Origin of the sequence: Alicyclobacillus sendaiensis NBRC 100866, from assembly GCF_001552675.1 — a bacterium.
GTDB classification, from domain to species: domain Bacteria; phylum Bacillota; class Bacilli; order Alicyclobacillales; family Alicyclobacillaceae; genus Alicyclobacillus; species Alicyclobacillus sendaiensis.
Genome location: NZ_BCRQ01000058.1, coordinates 1 through 17,145 on the forward strand (window position 1 = coordinate 1; position 17,145 = coordinate 17,145).

The following is a 17,145-nucleotide window of genomic DNA, read 5'->3' on the forward strand; positions in this document are numbered from 1 at the left end:
TATGCGGGTGTGGCGGAATTGGCAGACGCACCAGATTTAGGTTCTGGCGGGCGACCGTGGGGGTTCGAGTCCCTCCACCCGCATGAAGCAAGCGCGTGGGTTCGGATTCTTCCGGGCCCTTTTCTTCATGTGCCGCGTCTTTCGTGGTCCTGAATCCTCTGCCCGGTTGCATGGACATCATCAGCCATGCCCATCGGTGGCCTCGCCATCGGCGGGCTTTTTTCATATGTGGACTTCGTGAGGTGGAGCACTGGACAGAGACTGGCCAAACTTGATTATAATAAGGACACGACTCCGAATACCATGGATTGCCGACGACGGACGGAAGGTGGGGGTTTCATGCCTGTTACAATATACGACGTTGCCCGAGAAGCGAAAGTCTCCATGGCCACGGTGTCCCGCGTGATCAACGGCACGGCGGTGGTGAAAGAGGATACGAAGAAGAGAGTGTTGGAGGCAATTGCGAAGCTGGGGTATCGCCCTAATGCCGTGGCACGTGGGTTGGCCAGCAAGCGGACGCGAACCATTGGCGTGATCGTTCCCGATGTTTCAGCCGCATTCGTCGCAGAGATGGTGCGCGGCATCGAGGACATCGCGAACATGTATGATTACAACATTCTTCTCGTGAATTCAGACGCTCAGGTGGATCGCGAGGTCAGCTTAATCGGCACCATGTGGGAGAAGCAGGTCGATGGCATTTTATACATGACCAACGTGTTGACATCTCGTGAGATCGACGCGTTTGAGGAAGCGCAGATTCCCGTGGTGCTCTGCGCGACGGAGGATCCTGAGCGGCGGATCCCGTCGGTGAATATCGACAACTATCGCTCAGGGCGCGATGCGGTGAACTTCTTGCTCCAGAAGGGTTGCAAGCGCATTGGATTCATCACCATGGACGAAGGGTTTTCGGTGGTGGCGGATCGGCGCTTGCAAGGTGCGCAGAATCGAATGCGCGGCCAAGAGCTTCACGTCATTCGAACGGGGCGCGGCCGTTACGAGACGTCGCTTCCCGTCATCCGCGCGTATTTCGAAGCGCATGATCTGGACGGCGTCGTTGCCGCTTCGGATGAGCTGGGCCTGGCCGCGATTCATGCTGTGCAGGACATGGGCAAATCTGTGCCTGAGGATGTGAAGGTGATCGCGTTCGACAACACGCGGCTCGCTGTGATGGTGCGCCCCGAGATGACGGTGATTGCCCAACCGATGTACGACTTTGGGGCGGTGTCGATGCGCTTGCTGACCAAGTTGCTGCAGGACGAGCCGGTGGATAACTATACCGTCATTTTGCAGCACAACATCGTTGAGCGGGCCTCTACGTGATGTCACCGGCCGGAGGCGGCCGCCTTTCCGAGGGCGCGGAATGGCGCCTGTACGCCATGACATGAGGAACAAATGAGGTATAATATAATTTATCACACGCCCTTTCACTCGGCTTTTGGCGATAAGGAGGGAACGCCGATGCGAGTCGAGCGCATTGCCCGAGACAAGGTGCGGATTTTCATCAGTTACGACGATCTCGAGGAACGCGGGATCGATCGCGATGAAATTTGGCACAACGGTAAAAAAGTGCAGGATCTCTTCTGGGATATGATGGAGACCGCTTATATGGAAGTCGGGTTCGATATTGCGGGTCCGATTTCTGTTGAGGCGTTCACGATGCCGACAGAGGGCGTGGTGGTGATCGTCACGCGTATCCCGTCTATGCCCGGAGCTGGCCATGACGACGGGGATTACGGCGACGAAGAGGAGACCTATTTCGAGCGAGATCACGGCTTCTCATCGCGGTCGGCGCCGACCCATATGGTGATGGCTTTCCGCGATTTGGATGACCTTTTGGATGCATGCAAGACGTTGCGCCAGTATCCGGTGCACACGTCGCTCTACCATCACGACGGGGCTTATCAGCTCGTCATCCACGGCGATTTGAGGCCGGACCAGTGGGAAGAGGTCTTCTCCATTCTGGTCGAGTACGGCGAGATGAGTCGGTTGACGTCGTGGGTGCTCGAAGAGTACGGCAAGGTCATTTTTGCCGATCACGCCGTCGAGCAGCTGCTCCGAAACTTTCCGACGTGATCGTTCTGTATATATGAGAGTAACTAGATCGCTCTAGTTACTCTGTTTTTGTGTCCGCCTGCAATTTCGATTGCTTTTCGGGAGGCGGGTGGGCGTGTATACTAGGGCTGTCTTCATTCGATTCCATGTGGTCGACAACCGGGAAAAGGTGGTACACACTGTGGCAGATTCTGTGGCGTCCGCGGACAAGCGTCAACAGGGCACATCCATGCTCCAGGAGACGCAAGACATCGTTCGCCAGGCACTTGACGTCCTGGGGTACGGGCCTGAGGCGTTTGATCTCTTGAAGCTCCCCATGCGCGTCTTGACGGTGAGATTCCCCGTGCGCATGGATGACGGAACCGTGCGCGTGTTCACCGGCTACCGCGTCCAGCACAATGACGCCATCGGCCCAACGAAGGGCGGTGTTCGCTTGCATCCAGATATTACGCTGGAGGAGATGGAGGCTCTGGCCATCTGGATGTCGATTCGGTGTGGCATTGCCGAATTGCCCTTCGGGGGCGCAAAGGGCGGCATTGTGTGTGACCCGCGCGACATGTCGTTTGCCGAGATCGAGCGCGTGAGCAGGAGTTACGTGCGCGCGGTGAGTCAGATTGTGGGACCTGCGAAAGACGTCCCGACGCCCGATACCTTCAGCAATTCGCAAAACATGGCGTGGATGTTGGACGAGTACTCCCACATTCGCGAGTCGGACAGTCCCGGGTTTATCACAGGCAAGCCCGTGATTCTGGGCGGAACTCGAGGGCGCGATGGCGCTGCCGCGCGCGGGATCGCCCTGACGCTGGAAGAAGCGGTCAGGCAGAGAAAGCAGACCCTCGAAGGGCAGCGCGTCATTGTCCAGGGCTTTGGAGGGATCGGGAGCTACCTGGCGAAGTACCTAAGCGACCGGGGAGCCCGCATTGTCGGCGTCGGCGACGCGTATGGCGCCTTGTACCGGGAGACGGGATTGGACGTCGATGAGCTGTTAGAGCGCCGGGACTCATTCGGTACGGTGACGCGCCTGTACCGCGATGTGCTGACGAACCGCGAGCTCTTGGAGCAACCGTGCGACATCCTGGTGCTGGCGGCATCCGGCGCTGCCATCACGGCGGAATTGGCCAACAAAATCCAGGCCTCGCTGGTAGTCGAGGCGGCCAACGTGTCGACGACGAAAGACGCCGCGGACATCCTGACGGAACGCGAGGTTCTGGTGATTCCGGACGTGCTTTCGTTTGCGGGCGATGTCGTCGTCTCGTACTTTGAATGGGTTCAGAACAACCAGGGATATTACTGGAGTGAGTCCGAAGTCCAAACGAAGTTGGACGATCGTGTCCGGCAGTCTTTCGACCGGGTGTATCAGGTGGCGGTTCGGTACGGCGTCAACATGCGTCTCGCGGCCTATATTGTCGGGGTGCAGCGGTTGGCGGAGGCGAGCCGCTGGCGCGGATGGATCTGAAGCGGGACGGAAGTGAAGGAGGGAGCGGTATGCGCGCAGAGTCGTCGTTGTCGGCTCAAGAATCGACACCAGCGGCCCATCGGATCAAGGTCATGATCCGTTGTCGAAAGTGCGGAGAGACGTTCATTCTCCGGGGCACGCGCGACTCGAAAGGCAATATCGAGACGGGATTCAAACGCTGCCTGTGCGATAACGACAAGGACTTTGATATTGAAGTGATTGGCTGAGCGTGGTTTGTGAATGGATGTGTCCGGGGTTGACCCGGGCATATTTTTTTTGCGCGTATACAGACTACGGGGTGTCGCCCGCGTGAGCTTCTGTGAAAGGAGGTCTGCCCAATGATCAAGGCGAAACGCGCCATCTCGGCATGGGCACTCGTCCTCGCCGCATGGATGGCCGCGGAAGTGTCTCTTCCGACGGCCGCGACGCAGGCGTTCACGGCCCGGAACCTGATTTATGGCAGCACGGGGTACGACGTCGACGAGTTGCAGGGGCGTCTTCACTTGTTAGGGTACTACTGGGGGCGCATTGACGGCATCTTCGGTTGGAAGACGTATTGGGCTGTCCGCACCTTTCAGTACAATTTCGGTCTTCCGGTGACCGGCGAGGTGGACATGCGAACCAAGATCATGCTCGTCAAAGCGACGCCAAATTGGAACCCCAAGATGGATTTTCCTGCCGGCGCGTCGGGCTCTTCGTCCGCCAATTCCAGACAGACGGCGACCGCCTCCGATACAGGCGGCACCCTGATATCTGGAGACAGATTCACGCACGGGATCGACAACCTGAGTGCAAGCGATTTGAATCTCATGGCGCACGTCGTGTACGGGGAGGCTCGAGGGGAACCGTTCGAGGGGCAGGTGGCTGTGGCCGCCGTCATCTTGAACCGACTCCACGATCCGAGGTTCCCCAAGTCCATTCCGGCCATCGTGTATCAGCCGGGCGCGTTTGATTGCGTGAACGACGGCCAGATCAACCTTCATCCCAATCGGGAGGCCATGCAGGCGGTGATTGACGCGGTGAACGGATGGGATCCGACGCATGGAGCGCTGTATTACTTCAATCCCGCCAAGACGTCGAACGCTTGGATACGGGCGCAGCCGGAAGTGGTCACGATAGGTCATCACATCTTCGCAATTTGACAAGGGGGTGAGCACCGTGCGCACGTGGACATGGTGGGCCGGAGCGGCGGCGGCCGTGATCGCAGTGGGGGGCGCGGCGTTTGCATGGGGCGATCATGAGCGAAACCGGGCACAGGCCATGGCGGCCATGGTCGACGCAGGATATTCGGGCGCTTTGCGGTCGGCGGTCACGGACCTTGATTCGCTGCGCTCAGCATTGGCTTCGGCCTCGATGATCGCTGATCCGGATTCCTTTCGGAGACACCTGGCGGATGTCGAAAAATATGCGTATGCGGCGCAGTTGGACATGGCACGGATTCCCGACGGCGGCCCGGATCATCGGGTGAACCAGGAACTCCATCAGATTGACCTCGACGCGGCTCACTGGATGGTGACAGATGCCGATCCGCACAGCGCGAGCGTCCAGGATGCCTTGCGGCGGGCTTATCAAACCGTGGTGCAGCTCGAGGAGCACCTGCAGCCGATTGCGTGGCACTCGGGGCCCGTTGTCGATGGCAAGACAGGCACCGAACTGGCGCCGGCCGTCCGCAATGCACTGGCCCGGATCCAGGCGAGTGCCGTGCCACGGAGCCGAGCGGCGAGCCGCACGACTGCGTCCGCGGTGAAGGATCCAACGCCTTGGGTTCGGAGAGCCGAGCAGGTGGCGGGCCAGCGGATTGACAAACCGACAGTCAGGGAGGTCCGCGATCCGCGCAACGGATCCTATGTTCTCGTGACGGGCTCCGCGGCGGGACGGCCGGTGCGAATCGAGTTTGCGAGCACGGGCGCGCTCGCCAGCTATCGATGGGCGCGCCCGACCGGGAAGGCTCAGGTGGATCTGGCGGATGCGGCCGGCGTGGCGTCGCGGTGGTTGCAGCGGGTCGGTTTATCGAACATGGTACGCACTCACGCGAGCCAGGTGGACGGGATCGCGCGGTTCACGTATCAGCCGGTTGTGCAAGGCGTTCCGGCTTTGGACGCGAGTTGCAAGGTCGTGGTGGCGCTGGATAACGGTCAGGTCATCGGATTTTACGATCGCGGCAAGTGGCCGCCGAAATCCCTTCCGCCCGCTTTGCACCCACTGTCCGAACGGGATCTCCGCGCCCGGTTGGGTCCTCAGTTTCACGTTCAGGAAGAACAGCACGTGCTGGCCGAAGATCCCAACGGGAAGTGGGTTCAAGCTGTCGCGTTCGACGGCACCTTCGGCGGCAGCGACGAGCCCTACCGCGTCGTGCTGGATGTGACCACAGGGCATGAGCTGAGCATCGAACGCTTGACATAATTCGAGCTCCTGGCGCAATCGAGCTTTTCTGTCCAAGTTTCCCCGCACCCCTCCTTTCGGCGTGTATAATAAGTCAGGAGATTGGAAGGGATGGGGAACGGTATGCCGATTGTGCCACCGATAGGGGCGCCGTTGCGCGTGCGCGTTGCGGGGGACACCTCTGAGAACAGCTACAAGTCGCGTGTTGCCGATCTGGATGACGAATTTCTGTACGCGGACGTTCCCGTTCACCAGGGAACCGGGCGAGAGATGGACGTTCACGTCGACGCGACCTGGGTGATTGAATACGCTGCTTCGGAGAACGACGTGTACCAATACCACTCTCGGGTCCTGGGTTTGTCGTACATTCCGACGCCAGCTGTGCGCCTGCTGCACCCGCTCAAGGTCTCGGACTTGGTTCGCATCCAGCGCCGCGAATATTTCCGCGTCTCCTTGGACGCGCAGGTGAAACTGACCTGTCTGCGCACGGGAGCCACCTGCGTGGCTCAGGCCGTCGATATCAGCGGAGGAGGGCTCGCGGTCCGGACGAGGGATCCCGTCGATATCGGCTATCGGGATCGGGTTCAAGTCGATGTCACTCTGCCGTACACGGGATACCGGTTGCAGGTCTCGTGCCAAGTGGTGCGTGTGGAAGAAGAAGGGGTCGGCCGCACCCTGTCCATGCAGTTCGTCGATATCCCAGAGCGCGTCCGCGATCAGGTGGTTCGCTACACCTTCATGCGCCAACGCGCTCTGAGGAGATAGATCGATTCATATCAGGCGCTTTGCGGCGCATAGGTTTAGCCGTGGAGGGATGTCCATGGCGATTCGACGGATGCGCCGCATGTTGGACGATATCTTGATTCCTGTCGCGTTCGGGACCTTGACCACGCTGGTGCTCGCACAGCTGGCTATGCAGATGCCGCGCGTGCGCGATCGCGTAGAGACCTTGGCGCGATCGCGCCCCGTCATGGCGACGCACACGGGCACGCCGCCTGGGCTTGCCGGAGCGACGGGAAGCATCATCCTGACAGCGGACAGCGCGGCGCGAGCGGCGGACGTGATCGTGTTCCGAAACGGCGTCTCGCTGGGGCCGTTCACGACGGACGAGATGCAGATTCTCGTTCACGCGGGCGACGTCATCTCCTTTCGCGACACGATGCCCCAGGGGCCGCCGGTCACGGTATACGTGCAGGACGGCGCAAGCGACATGCTCTATCCGGTGACGGGAGAGACCATCACTCTCGGCGGTGGGACGGCGACGGCTTCGCTCGAGCCCGCGGCTTTCTTTTGAGCTTTGCGTGCATTGCCGAGCCTTTTCCGGTTGTGTTACCATCGAGGAAATGAGTGATCGAACCGGAGGGAGGTTTCGACGTGGCACCTGTGACCATCGCCATCGACGGACCCGCGGGCGCCGGGAAGAGCACGGTGGCCAAGCGAGTCGCGGAGCGGCTGAATCTGATGTATGTCGACACAGGCGCCATGTATCGGGCTGTCGCGTATCTCTGCGCGCAGGAGGGGATCGATGTCAGCTCTGAGCGCGCCGTGGAGGCCGTCCTCAACGCGCACCGCGTCTCGTTTGAAGAGGGAGAGGATCGGACGCTGCAGGTGATGATCGACGGCGTGAATGTCACTTCCCGTCTTCGCGCCCCGGAGGTCAGCGCGTTGGTTTCCGCGGTCGCCGCGCATCCGCGCGTGCGACAACTGTTGACCGAGTGGCAGCGCGCGTTCGCCGAGCGCCATGCCGTGGTGATGGATGGCCGCGACATCGGGACGGTGGTTCTGCCTCACGCCACCGTAAAGGTGTTTCTCACCGCGGCGCCCGAGGAGCGAGCGCGTAGGCGACAGGAAGAGTACAGACGGATGGGATACGAGGTTTCCCTGGACGAGATGGTGAAAAACGTCATTGAACGGGATCGCAAAGATTCAGAGCGCGCGGTGGCCCCCCTGCGCATGGCCGAGGACGCCGTGCGAATCGATTCCACGGACAAGAGCATTGAGTCCGTGGTCGAGGAGATCGTGCAGTTGGTGGAGAATGCGCATGTCCGCTGAACCCACCGATTTGCCGCGCACGTTGTTTTACCGATTTGCGCGCGCCGTCGTCACGGCGTTTTTTCGCCTGTGCTTTCGCGTACGGGTGGAGGGCTTGGACCGGCTTCCCCGGCGGGGAGGCGTGATTCTCGCGTCGAATCACCTTTCGAATTTTGATCCTCCGCTTCTGGGCGTTCTGGTCCCGCGATACATACGTTTCATGGGCAAGGCCGAGCTGTTTCGCATCCCCGTGCTTCGGCGCATCTTCCTCTCGCTAGGAGGTTTTCCCATCGAGCGCGGCCGCGTAGACCGGCGCGCCATCCGCACGGCGATCGACGTTCTCCAAGGCGGCACCTGCCTGGTCATGTTTCCCGAAGGGCATCGGTCGCGCACGGGCCGACTCGGGCCGCTGCAGCCCGGCATCGTATCCATCGCCAGAAAGGCCGGCGCCATCATTCAGCCGGTGGGCATCCGGGGACGCTACCGCCTGTTCGGGCGCATCGAAGTGAGGTTTGGCGATCCCATCGACGCGCGTCAAGGCTCGGATGAGGAGATTCTGGACAACCTGCGAGCGCAGTTGCTCCGTCTGACGGGAGCGCACGAAGATTCGCGTTAAATGGTCTTGCGTTTTCCTTGTGGCGCAAGACTGTGTTACAGTAGGCGTATGAAAAGTTGGTGCCGCAATTCCAAAACTGCGTTTGCGGCTTGTCCAATTTGGTATGCTATAGGTAACCTTTGTGGAAGGTCAACGTGGGCTAGACGTCATGAGGGCGCATGCGAAGAAACGCCGACTCCTGTCGCGCGTTGCCATCATAAAGTGACCAATTGAAACGGGAGGCCATTGACATGTCAGAGGATTTGCGTGAAATGTTGACCGATGCGGCGGTTCGCGAAGGGGACGTGGTGACCGGCGAAGTGACCGCCGTGGACGATCACGGCGTGACCGTCGCGCTGCCTCACGGTTATGAGGGGCATATATCGCCGCAGGAGCTGTCGGCGGTCCCGGGAACGCATCCGAGCGATGTGGTGAACGTGGGCAGCAAAGTGACGGCGCAAGTGTTGAAGGTCGACATGGAGTCCGGCCATGTGACGCTTTCAAAGCGACGCGCTGAACAGGCGTCTGCGTGGGAGCGCATGCAGCAGTTGCTGGAGAGCGGCGAACCCATCGAGGTCGAGATTCGGGATGTGGTCAAGGGCGGTCTGGTGGCCGATGTGGGCGTCCGAGCCTTTATCCCGGCGTCTTTGGTGGATCGGCATTTCGTCGACAACCTCGAGCAGTTCAAGGGGCAGAAGCTCCGGGCGAAAGTGATTGAGGTCGATCCGCAGAAGAACAAGCTGATCCTCTCTCGGCGCGCTGTGTTGGAGGAAGAGAGCGAAGCGCGGGCTCGGAAGCTGTTTGAGGAGCTGAAGCCGGGCGACGTGATCGAGGGAACCGTGCAGCGTCTGACCGATTTCGGGGCATTTGTCGATGTGGGGGGCGCTGACGGCCTCGTGCACATCTCGGAGTTGTCCTTTTCGCACGTGGACCATCCGTCCGAGGTGGTGCACGAGGGCGATCGCGTCAAGGTGCGCGTGCTCCGCGTTGACCCTGAGGCCGGTCGCATTTCGCTTTCCATCAAGGCGGCGCTGCCGGAGCCTTGGGAGACGTACGCCCACGAGTTTCAGCCTGGGGATGTCGTTCAGGGCGTGGTTCGCCGAGTGGTGGACTTTGGTGCGTTTGTCGAGCTTCGCCCCGGGTTGGAAGGGCTGGTCCACGTATCTCAGATCTCCAACGAGCACGTCGATAAGCCGTCGGACGTTCTCCAGCCTGGCCAAGAGGTCACGGTTCGCGTCCTGAGCGTGGATCCGGAGCGCAAGCGCATTTCGCTGTCTATGAGGGATTCTTCCCAACCGCGAGGCGGCCAAGGGCGAGGGGGCCGGCGCGATCGCAGGCCGACTGAGCCTCGAAACGAGGGTGGCTCTGGGCCAACGCTTGGCGATCTGTTTGGCGACCTGTTCAAGTGACATCCGCTTGATACGAAACCCCGCCGGCAAGGCGGGGTTTTCTCTCGCTGCGGCATGTCGATATGACACATGGCGCGACAGGCGTAGGGGCGTTGCGGCTTGCAGAATGCGTTGATATGGATCGTTCCGGCGGCACTTTGGCTCGTGCTCTGGTCTCCCTCGTCCATCCGACCTCGCTGGCTTGCGCGAGCCGCCCTCGTAGGATGTCTTGTGGCTTGGCTGTTGCGGTGGTTGATCCCGGAATGGGTTCCGCCAATGGTCTGGCTCGCCGTGTCCGCCTACGAGCTGATGCGCGCGCCTTGTGTGCGGTGGACGCGCGCGGGTGCAGCCGCGCTCGCGGCTCTCGCTGCTATGCTGATCTGGCCCAGAGTGGCGCCGCTTGCGGATTGGGGAGGCGTTCCGCCGGAGGTGTGGTCCGCCGCCGTGGTCGGAGCTGCCACGTCGATCCTCTCGCCGACGGCGCCCACCCGGGCGCTTGCCAGCGCAGGACTCGTGTTGGCCGGGTGGATGCTGGGCCGAGATGCGCTGCAGATGACTGCGGTGTTCGTTTTTGCCGCGGCGTTCGAGTTTGGGCGAGCGTGGACCAAGCCGCGAGGGTCGAATGGGTCCCGCGAAGAGGCCAAGTGGTGATGGCTTGGCAAAATGGATATGTTCCTGTACGTTCGGGCCGGCGCGGAGCTTCCCTGTGCGCAGAGGTCCATCGAGACGATCGGAGGTGATTTCAACCATGGCCTTACCTGTCGTGGCTATTGTCGGGCGTGCCAACGTCGGAAAGTCCACCCTGTTCAATCGACTCGTCGGCCGACGCGTCTCAATTGTCGAGGATACGCCCGGGGTGACCCGGGATCGAATTTACGGCAAAAGCGAGTGGAACGGCGTGCCGTTTCGCGTGATTGACACCGGCGGCATTGAGATGGACGAGGAAGACGAGATGGGCAACTTGATCCGCGTGCAGGCGCAGATCGCGATTGACGAAGCGGATGTGATTTTGTTTGTGGTGGACGGCCGTGAGGGCGTGACGCAGGCGGACGAGCACGTGGCGCAGGTGTTGCGCCGAGCTCACAAGCCCGTGGTGCTCGGCGTCAACAAGATCGATCACGTCGAACAGCACGCGCTCTCCTACGAATTTTACCGACTCGGTTTCGGCGATCCCATCCCGTTTTCGGCCGAACACGGAAAAGGCACGGGCGATTTGTTGGACGCCGTCGTCGCACGCCTGCCGATCGCGGCTGAAGATCAGGAGGACGATGATGCCATTCGTATCGCGTTCATCGGCAGGCCCAACGTGGGCAAGTCGAGCCTGGTGAACCGCTTGCTCGGCGAGGAGCGCGTGATGGTTAGCCCGGTCGCAGGAACCACTCGGGACGCGGTGGACACGCCGCTCGAGCGTGACGGCCAGGCGTACGTGCTGGTCGACACCGCGGGCATGCGGAGAAAAGGGAAAGTGTATGAGCGTATCGAAAAATACAGCGTGTTGAGGGCGCTTCGAGCGTTGGACAGGGCGGACGTCGCCTTTGTGGTCCTGGACGCGCAGACGGGGATCGTGGAGCAGGACAAGCGAGTCGCGGGTTACGCGCTCGACGCAGGGTGTGCCATCGCCTTTGTGGTCAACAAGTGGGACGCCATCGAGAAGGATGACAAAACGGCTCACCGCTTTGAGCAAAAGATCAGGGACGAATTCCCCTTTCTCCGATTCGCACCGGTGATCTTTGTCTCTGCGCTCACGGGACAGCGCGTAAGCCGGTTGCTGGATGTGGCCAAGGAGATTGCGGAATATCACGCCATGCGCGTGCCGACGTCGACATTGAACCGGGTCCTCGCGGATGCGCAGGTGTCCGTTTCCCCGCCGTCGAAGGGGGGGCGAAGGCTGAGAATCTATTACGGCACGCAGGTCAGCGTGAAGCCGCCCACGTTTGTGATTTTTGTCAATGACGCAGAACTGAGTCACTTCTCCTACGAGCGGTACTTGGAGAATCAACTTCGAGAAGCGTTCGGCTTTCGCGGTACACCGATTCGCATCGTGCTAAGGGCGCGCGACGAAGCGGAGTCGAGCTCGTCGTGAAGCTCGCGAGGGAGCGTTGGTGAATGGCTTGGTCACTTGTGTTGTCGGTCATCATCGCGTATTTGATAGGCTCCATTTCGACAAGCACCTTGGTGGTCCGCTGGGTCAGCGGCCGTGACATTCGCTCGGAAGGCAGCGGAAACGCGGGCGCCACCAACACCATGCGCACCATCGGCCTCGCATGGGGCGTGGTGGTGCTCGTCGCCGATGGACTCAAAGGTGCGGTTGCGCTGTGGATTGCGCACGCGCTCTCGCCCCACTCGATGGGAGCCCTGGCTCTGTCCGCCGTGGCCGTGGTGGTGGGGCACAATTGGCCCGTGTTCTTCGGGTTTCGCGGCGGCAAGGGCGTGGCGACCACCATTGGCGTGTTGCTGTGGCTCGCGCCGCTCTCCGCCGTGATCGCCGGCGTCGTCTGCCTGGCCGTGATTGCCGTCACGCGCTATGTCTCGCTCGGCTCGCTCGTGTTCGTCGCCCTGGTGCCCATTCTCGTCGCCGTGTTTCGGTTCGACGGATGGACGTTTGCAGCCAGCGTGGTGCTCGCGCTGCTCGCGATCTACCGGCATCGGTCGAATATCCACCGGCTGTTGCAAGGCACGGAGCGGCGGATTTTTGACCGGACGAGCGAGGGTGTGCGATGAGAGCGTGCGTCTTAGGAGCTGGCAGCTGGGGAACCGCCTTGGCGGCCGTGCTGGCGTGGAACGGCTGGGACGTGGTCGTGTGGGCCCGGCGCTCGGAGGTGGCCGAAGAGATCAACCTGCGACGACGGAATCAGCGCTATCTTCCCGGTGTCGTCCTGCCGAGTGGCCTGAGGGCCGTCGTGAGCCCGGATGAAGCCCTCGAAGGCGCCCGGCTCGTGGTGCTCGCCGTGCCTTCCGCGGCCGTTGCCGACGTCCTCCCTCTCCTGCGCAAGCTGGACGATCACGTCGTGGTGGTGCATGCGGTCAAGGGCTTTGTGCGCCCGGACAACCTGCGCGTCAGCGCGTGGCTCGAAAGGGAAATTCCAGGGATCGAACGCCGACTCGCCGTCATCTCCGGTCCGTCGCATGCGGAAGAGGTGGTGCGGCAGATGCCGACGACGGTCGTCGTCGCGAGCGCGAGCAAGCGGGTGGCTGAGTATGCCCAAGATGCCCTGATGACGGATCGGTTTCGCGTGTACACGCAGGCGGACGTCATCGGCGTGGAACTCGGGGGTGCTCTGAAAAATATCATCGCACTGGGCGCGGGGCTGGCCGAGGGGCTCGGGCTCGGCGACAACACGAAGGCTGCGCTCATGACGCGGGGTCTCGCCGAGATCACGCGCTTGGGCGTCGCGCTCGGCGCCTCCCCGCTGACGTTTTCGGGCCTCGCAGGAATAGGTGATCTCATCGTCACCTGCACGAGCGAGCACAGCCGCAATCACCGCGCCGGCCGCTTGCTGGCGCAGGGTCTGCCGCTGTCGGAGGTGCTTCGCGCTATCGGCATGGTGGTTGAGGGCGTGAACGCGACGTTCTCCGCCGTCCAACTTGCCCACGACTACGGCGTGGAAATGCCGATCACGCACGCCATCGCGCGGGTCCTCACGGGCGATATCTCGCCGAGCGAAGGCATTGAGTTGCTCATGACGCGAGATAAAAATCACGAGATGGAAGTGGTCGGCGTGCAACCGCTGACTGCGGAGTTTCGGCTGCCTTGAGCGGATCGTGGCGGCGGTGCGGGCGATTTGGTACACTACCCTCGGTGAGCCGTGGAGGGAGGCCTGTTCGTGAACATTCCTGAGGGACTCAAGTATTCGCGCGAACACGAATGGGTGCGGGTCGACGGATCGCGCGCCTACATCGGCATTACGGACTACGCGCAGGATGAGCTGGGCGACATCGTGTACGTAGAGTTGCCCGAGGTCGGCACCGAGTTGAGAGCGGGAGAGACCTTCGGCACCGTGGAGTCGGTGAAGACCGTGTCAGACTTGTACGCGCCGGTCAGTGGGCGCGTGGTGCAAGTGAACGAAGCGCTCAGCAACGCGCCGGAGAAGGTCAACGAGTCGCCGTACGAGGAAGCCTGGATGATTGTGGTGGAGATGGAGAATACCTCGGAACTTGAGGCGCTCTTGGACGCCGAGTCGTATCGCCAACACATTCAGAGCTGAGGTTCCTCCGGATCCGCGCCGATGCGCGCGGATCCCTTCTCCTCACCTGTTTGCCCCTTGCGATGGTTCTACCTCCATTCCCTCTTCCGTATACATAGTGTCGTCAGGGACGAGGCGCTCTGCTTCGCGAAGCATACCGGCCTTTGCGCCGCATATATTGGCTACTGTCCATCGATTGCGTGACGGTCTACGTGGATTGTCGGTGGGCCGGGGCGAGGCATGCGTTCATGCTGTCCACGCCGGTCATCTCGAGGAGGGAGAATCGTGGAAAAATTCGACGTCTTTCAGGACATTGCGGAGCGGACGGGGGGCGATATATACCTCGGCGTGGTCGGCCCCGTGCGCACTGGCAAGTCAACGTTCATTAAGAAGTTCATGGAACTGATTGTCATTCCCAACATTCAGGACGAGGCCGATCGCGCCCGGGCCATCGACGAGCTCCCCCAGAGTGCAGCGGGCCGCACCATCATGACGACAGAACCCAAGTTTATTCCGAATCAAGCGGTCCAAGTGCACGTGGCGGAAGGGCTTGACGTCAACGTGCGCATTGTCGACTGCGTCGGCTACGCGGTGGAGGGTGCGCGCGGTTACGAGGACGAGAACGGGCCGCGGATGGTCACGACGCCGTGGTTTGACGATCCCGTCCCTTTTCAGGAAGCGGCCGAGATCGGCACGCGAAAGGTCATTGCCGATCACTCGACCATCGGGATCGTGGTGACGACCGATGGATCCGTCGCCGAGATTCCCCGCGAAAACTACGTCGCTGCAGAGGAGCGCGTGGTCGCTGAACTGAAGGAACTGGGCAAGCCGTTCGTCATGATTGTCAACTCGGTCACGCCCGATCATCCGCGCGTGCTCGAGTTGCGGGAGGAACTCGCGGCGAAATACGATGTGCCCGTCCTGGCTCTCTCCTGTGCCACGTTGACGACGCACGAAATCTACTACGTGCTTCGCGAGGCGCTGTATGAGTTCCCGGTCAAAGAAGTCAACGTCAACCTCCCGAACTGGGTCATGGTACTCGACCCCGACCATTGGCTGCGCCGACAATTTGAAGAGGCCGTCCGCGAGACCATCCGGGACATCCGCCGCGTGCGCGACATTGATCGCGTGGTCGCGCAGTTCGCCCAGTACGCGTTCGTCTCGTCCTGCGGGCTCGCTCACATGGACATGGGCCACGGCATCGCGGTCATCGAGCTCGATGCCCCGGACGAACTGTACGACCAAGTGCTGACGGAGATTGTCGGCGTGCAGATCACGGGCCGAGACCAGTTGCTGAAGATGATGAAGGAGTTCACGTACGCGAAGCGCGAGTACGAAAAGGTCGCGGACGCGCTCCGCATGGTGAAACTCACGGGGTATGGCATCGCCCCGCCTGCGCTCGAGGAGATGACGCTCGACGAACCAGAGCTTATTAAGCAAGGATCCCGCTTCGGCGTCCGGCTCAAGGCCACGGCGCCGTCGATTCACATGATTCGCGTGGACGTGGAGAGCGAATTTGCGCCGATTGTCGGCACGGAGAAGCAGTCCGAGGAACTGGTGCGGTATCTGATGCAGGACTTTGAAAAGGATCCTCTCAAGATTTGGGAGAGCGACATTTTCGGCAAGTCGCTCGCCGCGATCGTCCGAGAGGGCATCTCCGCAAAGCTGTCGCTGATGCCGGAGAGCGCTCAGTTCAAGCTGAAGGAGACGCTGCAGCGCATCATCAACGAAGGCAGCGGCGGTCTGATTGCCATCATCCTGTGAGCTCACACGAGCGAAAAGTCCCGCCCGTTCCGCAATCGGGCGGGATTTGTCGCGTTTCCACAGCTGTCACGGTCGCGCATGAAGGCTCCTGCGGTCCCATAGAGATGTAGAAGACACAGGTCAGACGATGCAGAAAGGGAGCGTGGATAAGCCGTGAAAGCTGCGCGAATGGTGGCATTTCGCGAGCCGCTCGTGGTGGAGCAGGTGCCGGACCCGACACCTGGTCCGGAGGACGCCGTGATTCGTGTGGAAGCCAGCGGAATCTGCCGGAGCGACTGGCATGGGTGGATGGGAGATTGGGCGTGGGTCGGGCTTTCGCCGCAGTTGCCCATCACGCCCGGCCACGAGTTCGGTGGAGAGGTTGTCGCGTTGGGCCGGGATGTGCGAGGGTTTCAAGTCGGCGACAAGGTGACGGTGCCATTTCACTACGCGTGCGGGCGCTGCGAATACTGCCTCACGGGTGCGCCGAATCGGTGCGATCACGTCGGCATCTACGGGTTCAGCTGGGACGGCAGTTTCGCGGAGTACGTGGTGGTTCGCAACGCGACGATGAATCTCATTCGCCTGCCAGAAGGCGTCGATGCCCTCTCCGCGGCTGCAATCGGGTGCCGGTTCATGACCGGGTATCACGGCGTCATGAGGGGCGGTGTCCGACCAGGGCAGTGGGTGGCCGTACACGGAGCGGGCGGCGTAGGCCTCTCGGCCATTCAGACGGCCTACGCGGTGGGCGCGCGCGTCATTGCGGTGGATGTGGACGAAGAGAAGCTGGCCAAGGCGCGTGAGCAGGGCGCTTGTGAGGTGGTCAATGCCAAGACCACTCCTGTGGCGGAGGCCATCCGCGACATCACCAGGGGCGGCGCGCACGTGAGCATCGACGCCCTGGGCATTCGAGACACTGTCCTCAACTCTGTGCTCTGCCTGCGCAAGGGCGGCAGGCACGTTCAGATTGGTCTGACCACGTCCGAGGAGGGCGGATTCGTGTCGCTTCCCATGGATTTCGTCACGAGCTGCGAAATAGAGATTGTGGGGAGCCTCGGCATTCCACACCCAGATTACGCGGGGCTCCTTGCGCTGGTCGCCGAGGGTCGCTTGAGGCCGAGAAGTCTGGTGGAGCGCGAGGTTCGGCTCGAAGACGTCAACGACGTGTTCGACAAAATGACGCGGTTTGAAACCAGAGGCTTCAACATAATCACGGCGTTCTGATTCGCGGGCGATGGCGAGCAACTCGATTCGGCTCGCCATCGCCTCTGTGACGATGAGCTCATTTGCGTTGCATCGGGCGCTTCACAGCAC

At 61.4% G+C, this 17,145-nt stretch carries 18 protein-coding genes and 1 tRNA gene; all 19 read left to right on the top strand.

All coding sequences use genetic code 11. The features are described from left to right. Positions 1-3: 3 nt before the first annotated feature. The 19 genes from AS26_RS11010 to AS26_RS11100 all read left to right on the top strand — a co-directional run bounded on the left by AS26_RS11010 (position 4) and on the right by AS26_RS11100 (position 17,055). Positions 4-83 (top strand) — tRNA-Leu (locus AS26_RS11010). Between the two features lie 256 nt (positions 84-339). Then, on the top strand, positions 340-1,320 hold the full coding sequence (locus AS26_RS11015) for a substrate-binding domain-containing protein (protein ID WP_062309466.1): 981 nt from the start codon (positions 340-342) through the stop codon (positions 1,318-1,320). A gap of 138 nt (positions 1,321-1,458) precedes the next feature. Continuing rightward, positions 1,459-2,073 (top strand): adaptor protein MecA, encoded by a 615-nt coding sequence (locus AS26_RS11020; RefSeq protein ID WP_062309469.1) that lies wholly within the window; start codon positions 1,459-1,461, stop codon positions 2,071-2,073. Positions 2,074-2,281: 208 nt separating this feature from the next. After that, complete coding sequence (locus AS26_RS11025) at positions 2,282-3,508, top strand: Glu/Leu/Phe/Val family dehydrogenase (protein ID WP_062309495.1); 1,227 nt, start codon at positions 2,282-2,284, stop codon at positions 3,506-3,508. Positions 3,509-3,537: 29 nt separating this feature from the next. Beyond that, complete coding sequence (locus tag AS26_RS11030; protein WP_008341062.1) at positions 3,538-3,735, top strand: hypothetical protein; 198 nt, start codon at positions 3,538-3,540, stop codon at positions 3,733-3,735. A gap of 111 nt (positions 3,736-3,846) precedes the next feature. Beyond that, entirely contained in the window at positions 3,847-4,650 is an 804-nt protein-coding gene (gene sleB / locus AS26_RS11035; RefSeq protein ID WP_062309471.1) for a spore cortex-lytic enzyme, read from the top strand. 16 nt (positions 4,651-4,666) lie between these two features. Further along, positions 4,667-5,911, top strand: a complete 1,245-nt coding sequence (locus AS26_RS11040; protein WP_062309473.1) for a PepSY1/2 domain-containing protein — start codon at positions 4,667-4,669, stop codon at positions 5,909-5,911. 90 nt (positions 5,912-6,001) lie between these two features. Further along, positions 6,002-6,655 carry a flagellar brake protein gene (locus AS26_RS11045; RefSeq protein WP_062309475.1) on the top strand — a complete coding sequence of 218 codons (654 nt, stop codon included), beginning with the start codon at positions 6,002-6,004 and terminating at the stop codon, positions 6,653-6,655. A gap of 55 nt (positions 6,656-6,710) precedes the next feature. Beyond that, a complete protein-coding gene (locus tag AS26_RS11050) occupies positions 6,711-7,184 on the top strand; it encodes a hypothetical protein (protein ID WP_062309477.1) in 474 nt (157 codons plus the stop codon). 80 nt (positions 7,185-7,264) lie between these two features. Further along, entirely contained in the window at positions 7,265-7,942 is a 678-nt protein-coding gene (gene cmk, locus AS26_RS11055) for a (d)CMP kinase (protein WP_157068490.1), read from the top strand. After that, positions 7,932-8,537: a lysophospholipid acyltransferase family protein gene (locus AS26_RS11060; protein ID WP_062309497.1), complete on the top strand. Its 606-nt coding sequence runs from the start codon at positions 7,932-7,934 to the stop codon at positions 8,535-8,537. The genes cmk and AS26_RS11060 overlap by 11 nt, the downstream gene beginning before the upstream one ends. Before the next feature lie 230 nt (positions 8,538-8,767). Beyond that, the gene (gene rpsA, locus AS26_RS11065) at positions 8,768-9,925 is read left to right on the top strand and encodes a 30S ribosomal protein S1 (protein WP_062309499.1); all 1,158 of its coding nucleotides are present in this window, start codon (positions 8,768-8,770) and stop codon (positions 9,923-9,925) included. A 99-nt stretch (positions 9,926-10,024) separates the two neighbouring features. Further along, on the top strand, positions 10,025-10,555 hold the full coding sequence (locus tag AS26_RS11070; protein WP_062309482.1) for a hypothetical protein: 531 nt from the start codon (positions 10,025-10,027) through the stop codon (positions 10,553-10,555). Positions 10,556-10,652: 97 nt separating this feature from the next. Then, a complete protein-coding gene (gene der, locus AS26_RS11075) occupies positions 10,653-11,987 on the top strand; it encodes a ribosome biogenesis GTPase Der (protein ID WP_062309484.1) in 1,335 nt (444 codons plus the stop codon). A 23-nt stretch (positions 11,988-12,010) separates the two neighbouring features. Continuing rightward, complete coding sequence (gene plsY / locus AS26_RS11080) at positions 12,011-12,625, top strand: glycerol-3-phosphate 1-O-acyltransferase PlsY (RefSeq protein WP_062309486.1); 615 nt, start codon at positions 12,011-12,013, stop codon at positions 12,623-12,625. Continuing rightward, entirely contained in the window at positions 12,622-13,659 is a 1,038-nt protein-coding gene (locus AS26_RS11085) for an NAD(P)H-dependent glycerol-3-phosphate dehydrogenase (RefSeq protein ID WP_062309488.1), read from the top strand. The genes plsY and AS26_RS11085 overlap by 4 nt, the downstream gene beginning before the upstream one ends. Before the next feature lie 69 nt (positions 13,660-13,728). Further along, positions 13,729-14,109 carry a glycine cleavage system protein GcvH gene (gene gcvH / locus AS26_RS11090; RefSeq protein ID WP_062309490.1) on the top strand — a complete coding sequence of 127 codons (381 nt, stop codon included), beginning with the start codon at positions 13,729-13,731 and terminating at the stop codon, positions 14,107-14,109. Between the two features lie 264 nt (positions 14,110-14,373). After that, positions 14,374-15,852 (top strand): stage IV sporulation protein A, encoded by a 1,479-nt coding sequence (spoIVA, locus tag AS26_RS11095; protein WP_062309491.1) that lies wholly within the window; start codon positions 14,374-14,376, stop codon positions 15,850-15,852. Positions 15,853-16,005: 153 nt separating this feature from the next. Then, on the top strand, positions 16,006-17,055 hold the full coding sequence (locus tag AS26_RS11100) for a zinc-dependent alcohol dehydrogenase family protein (protein ID WP_062309493.1): 1,050 nt from the start codon (positions 16,006-16,008) through the stop codon (positions 17,053-17,055). Positions 17,056-17,145 lie beyond the last annotated feature (90 nt).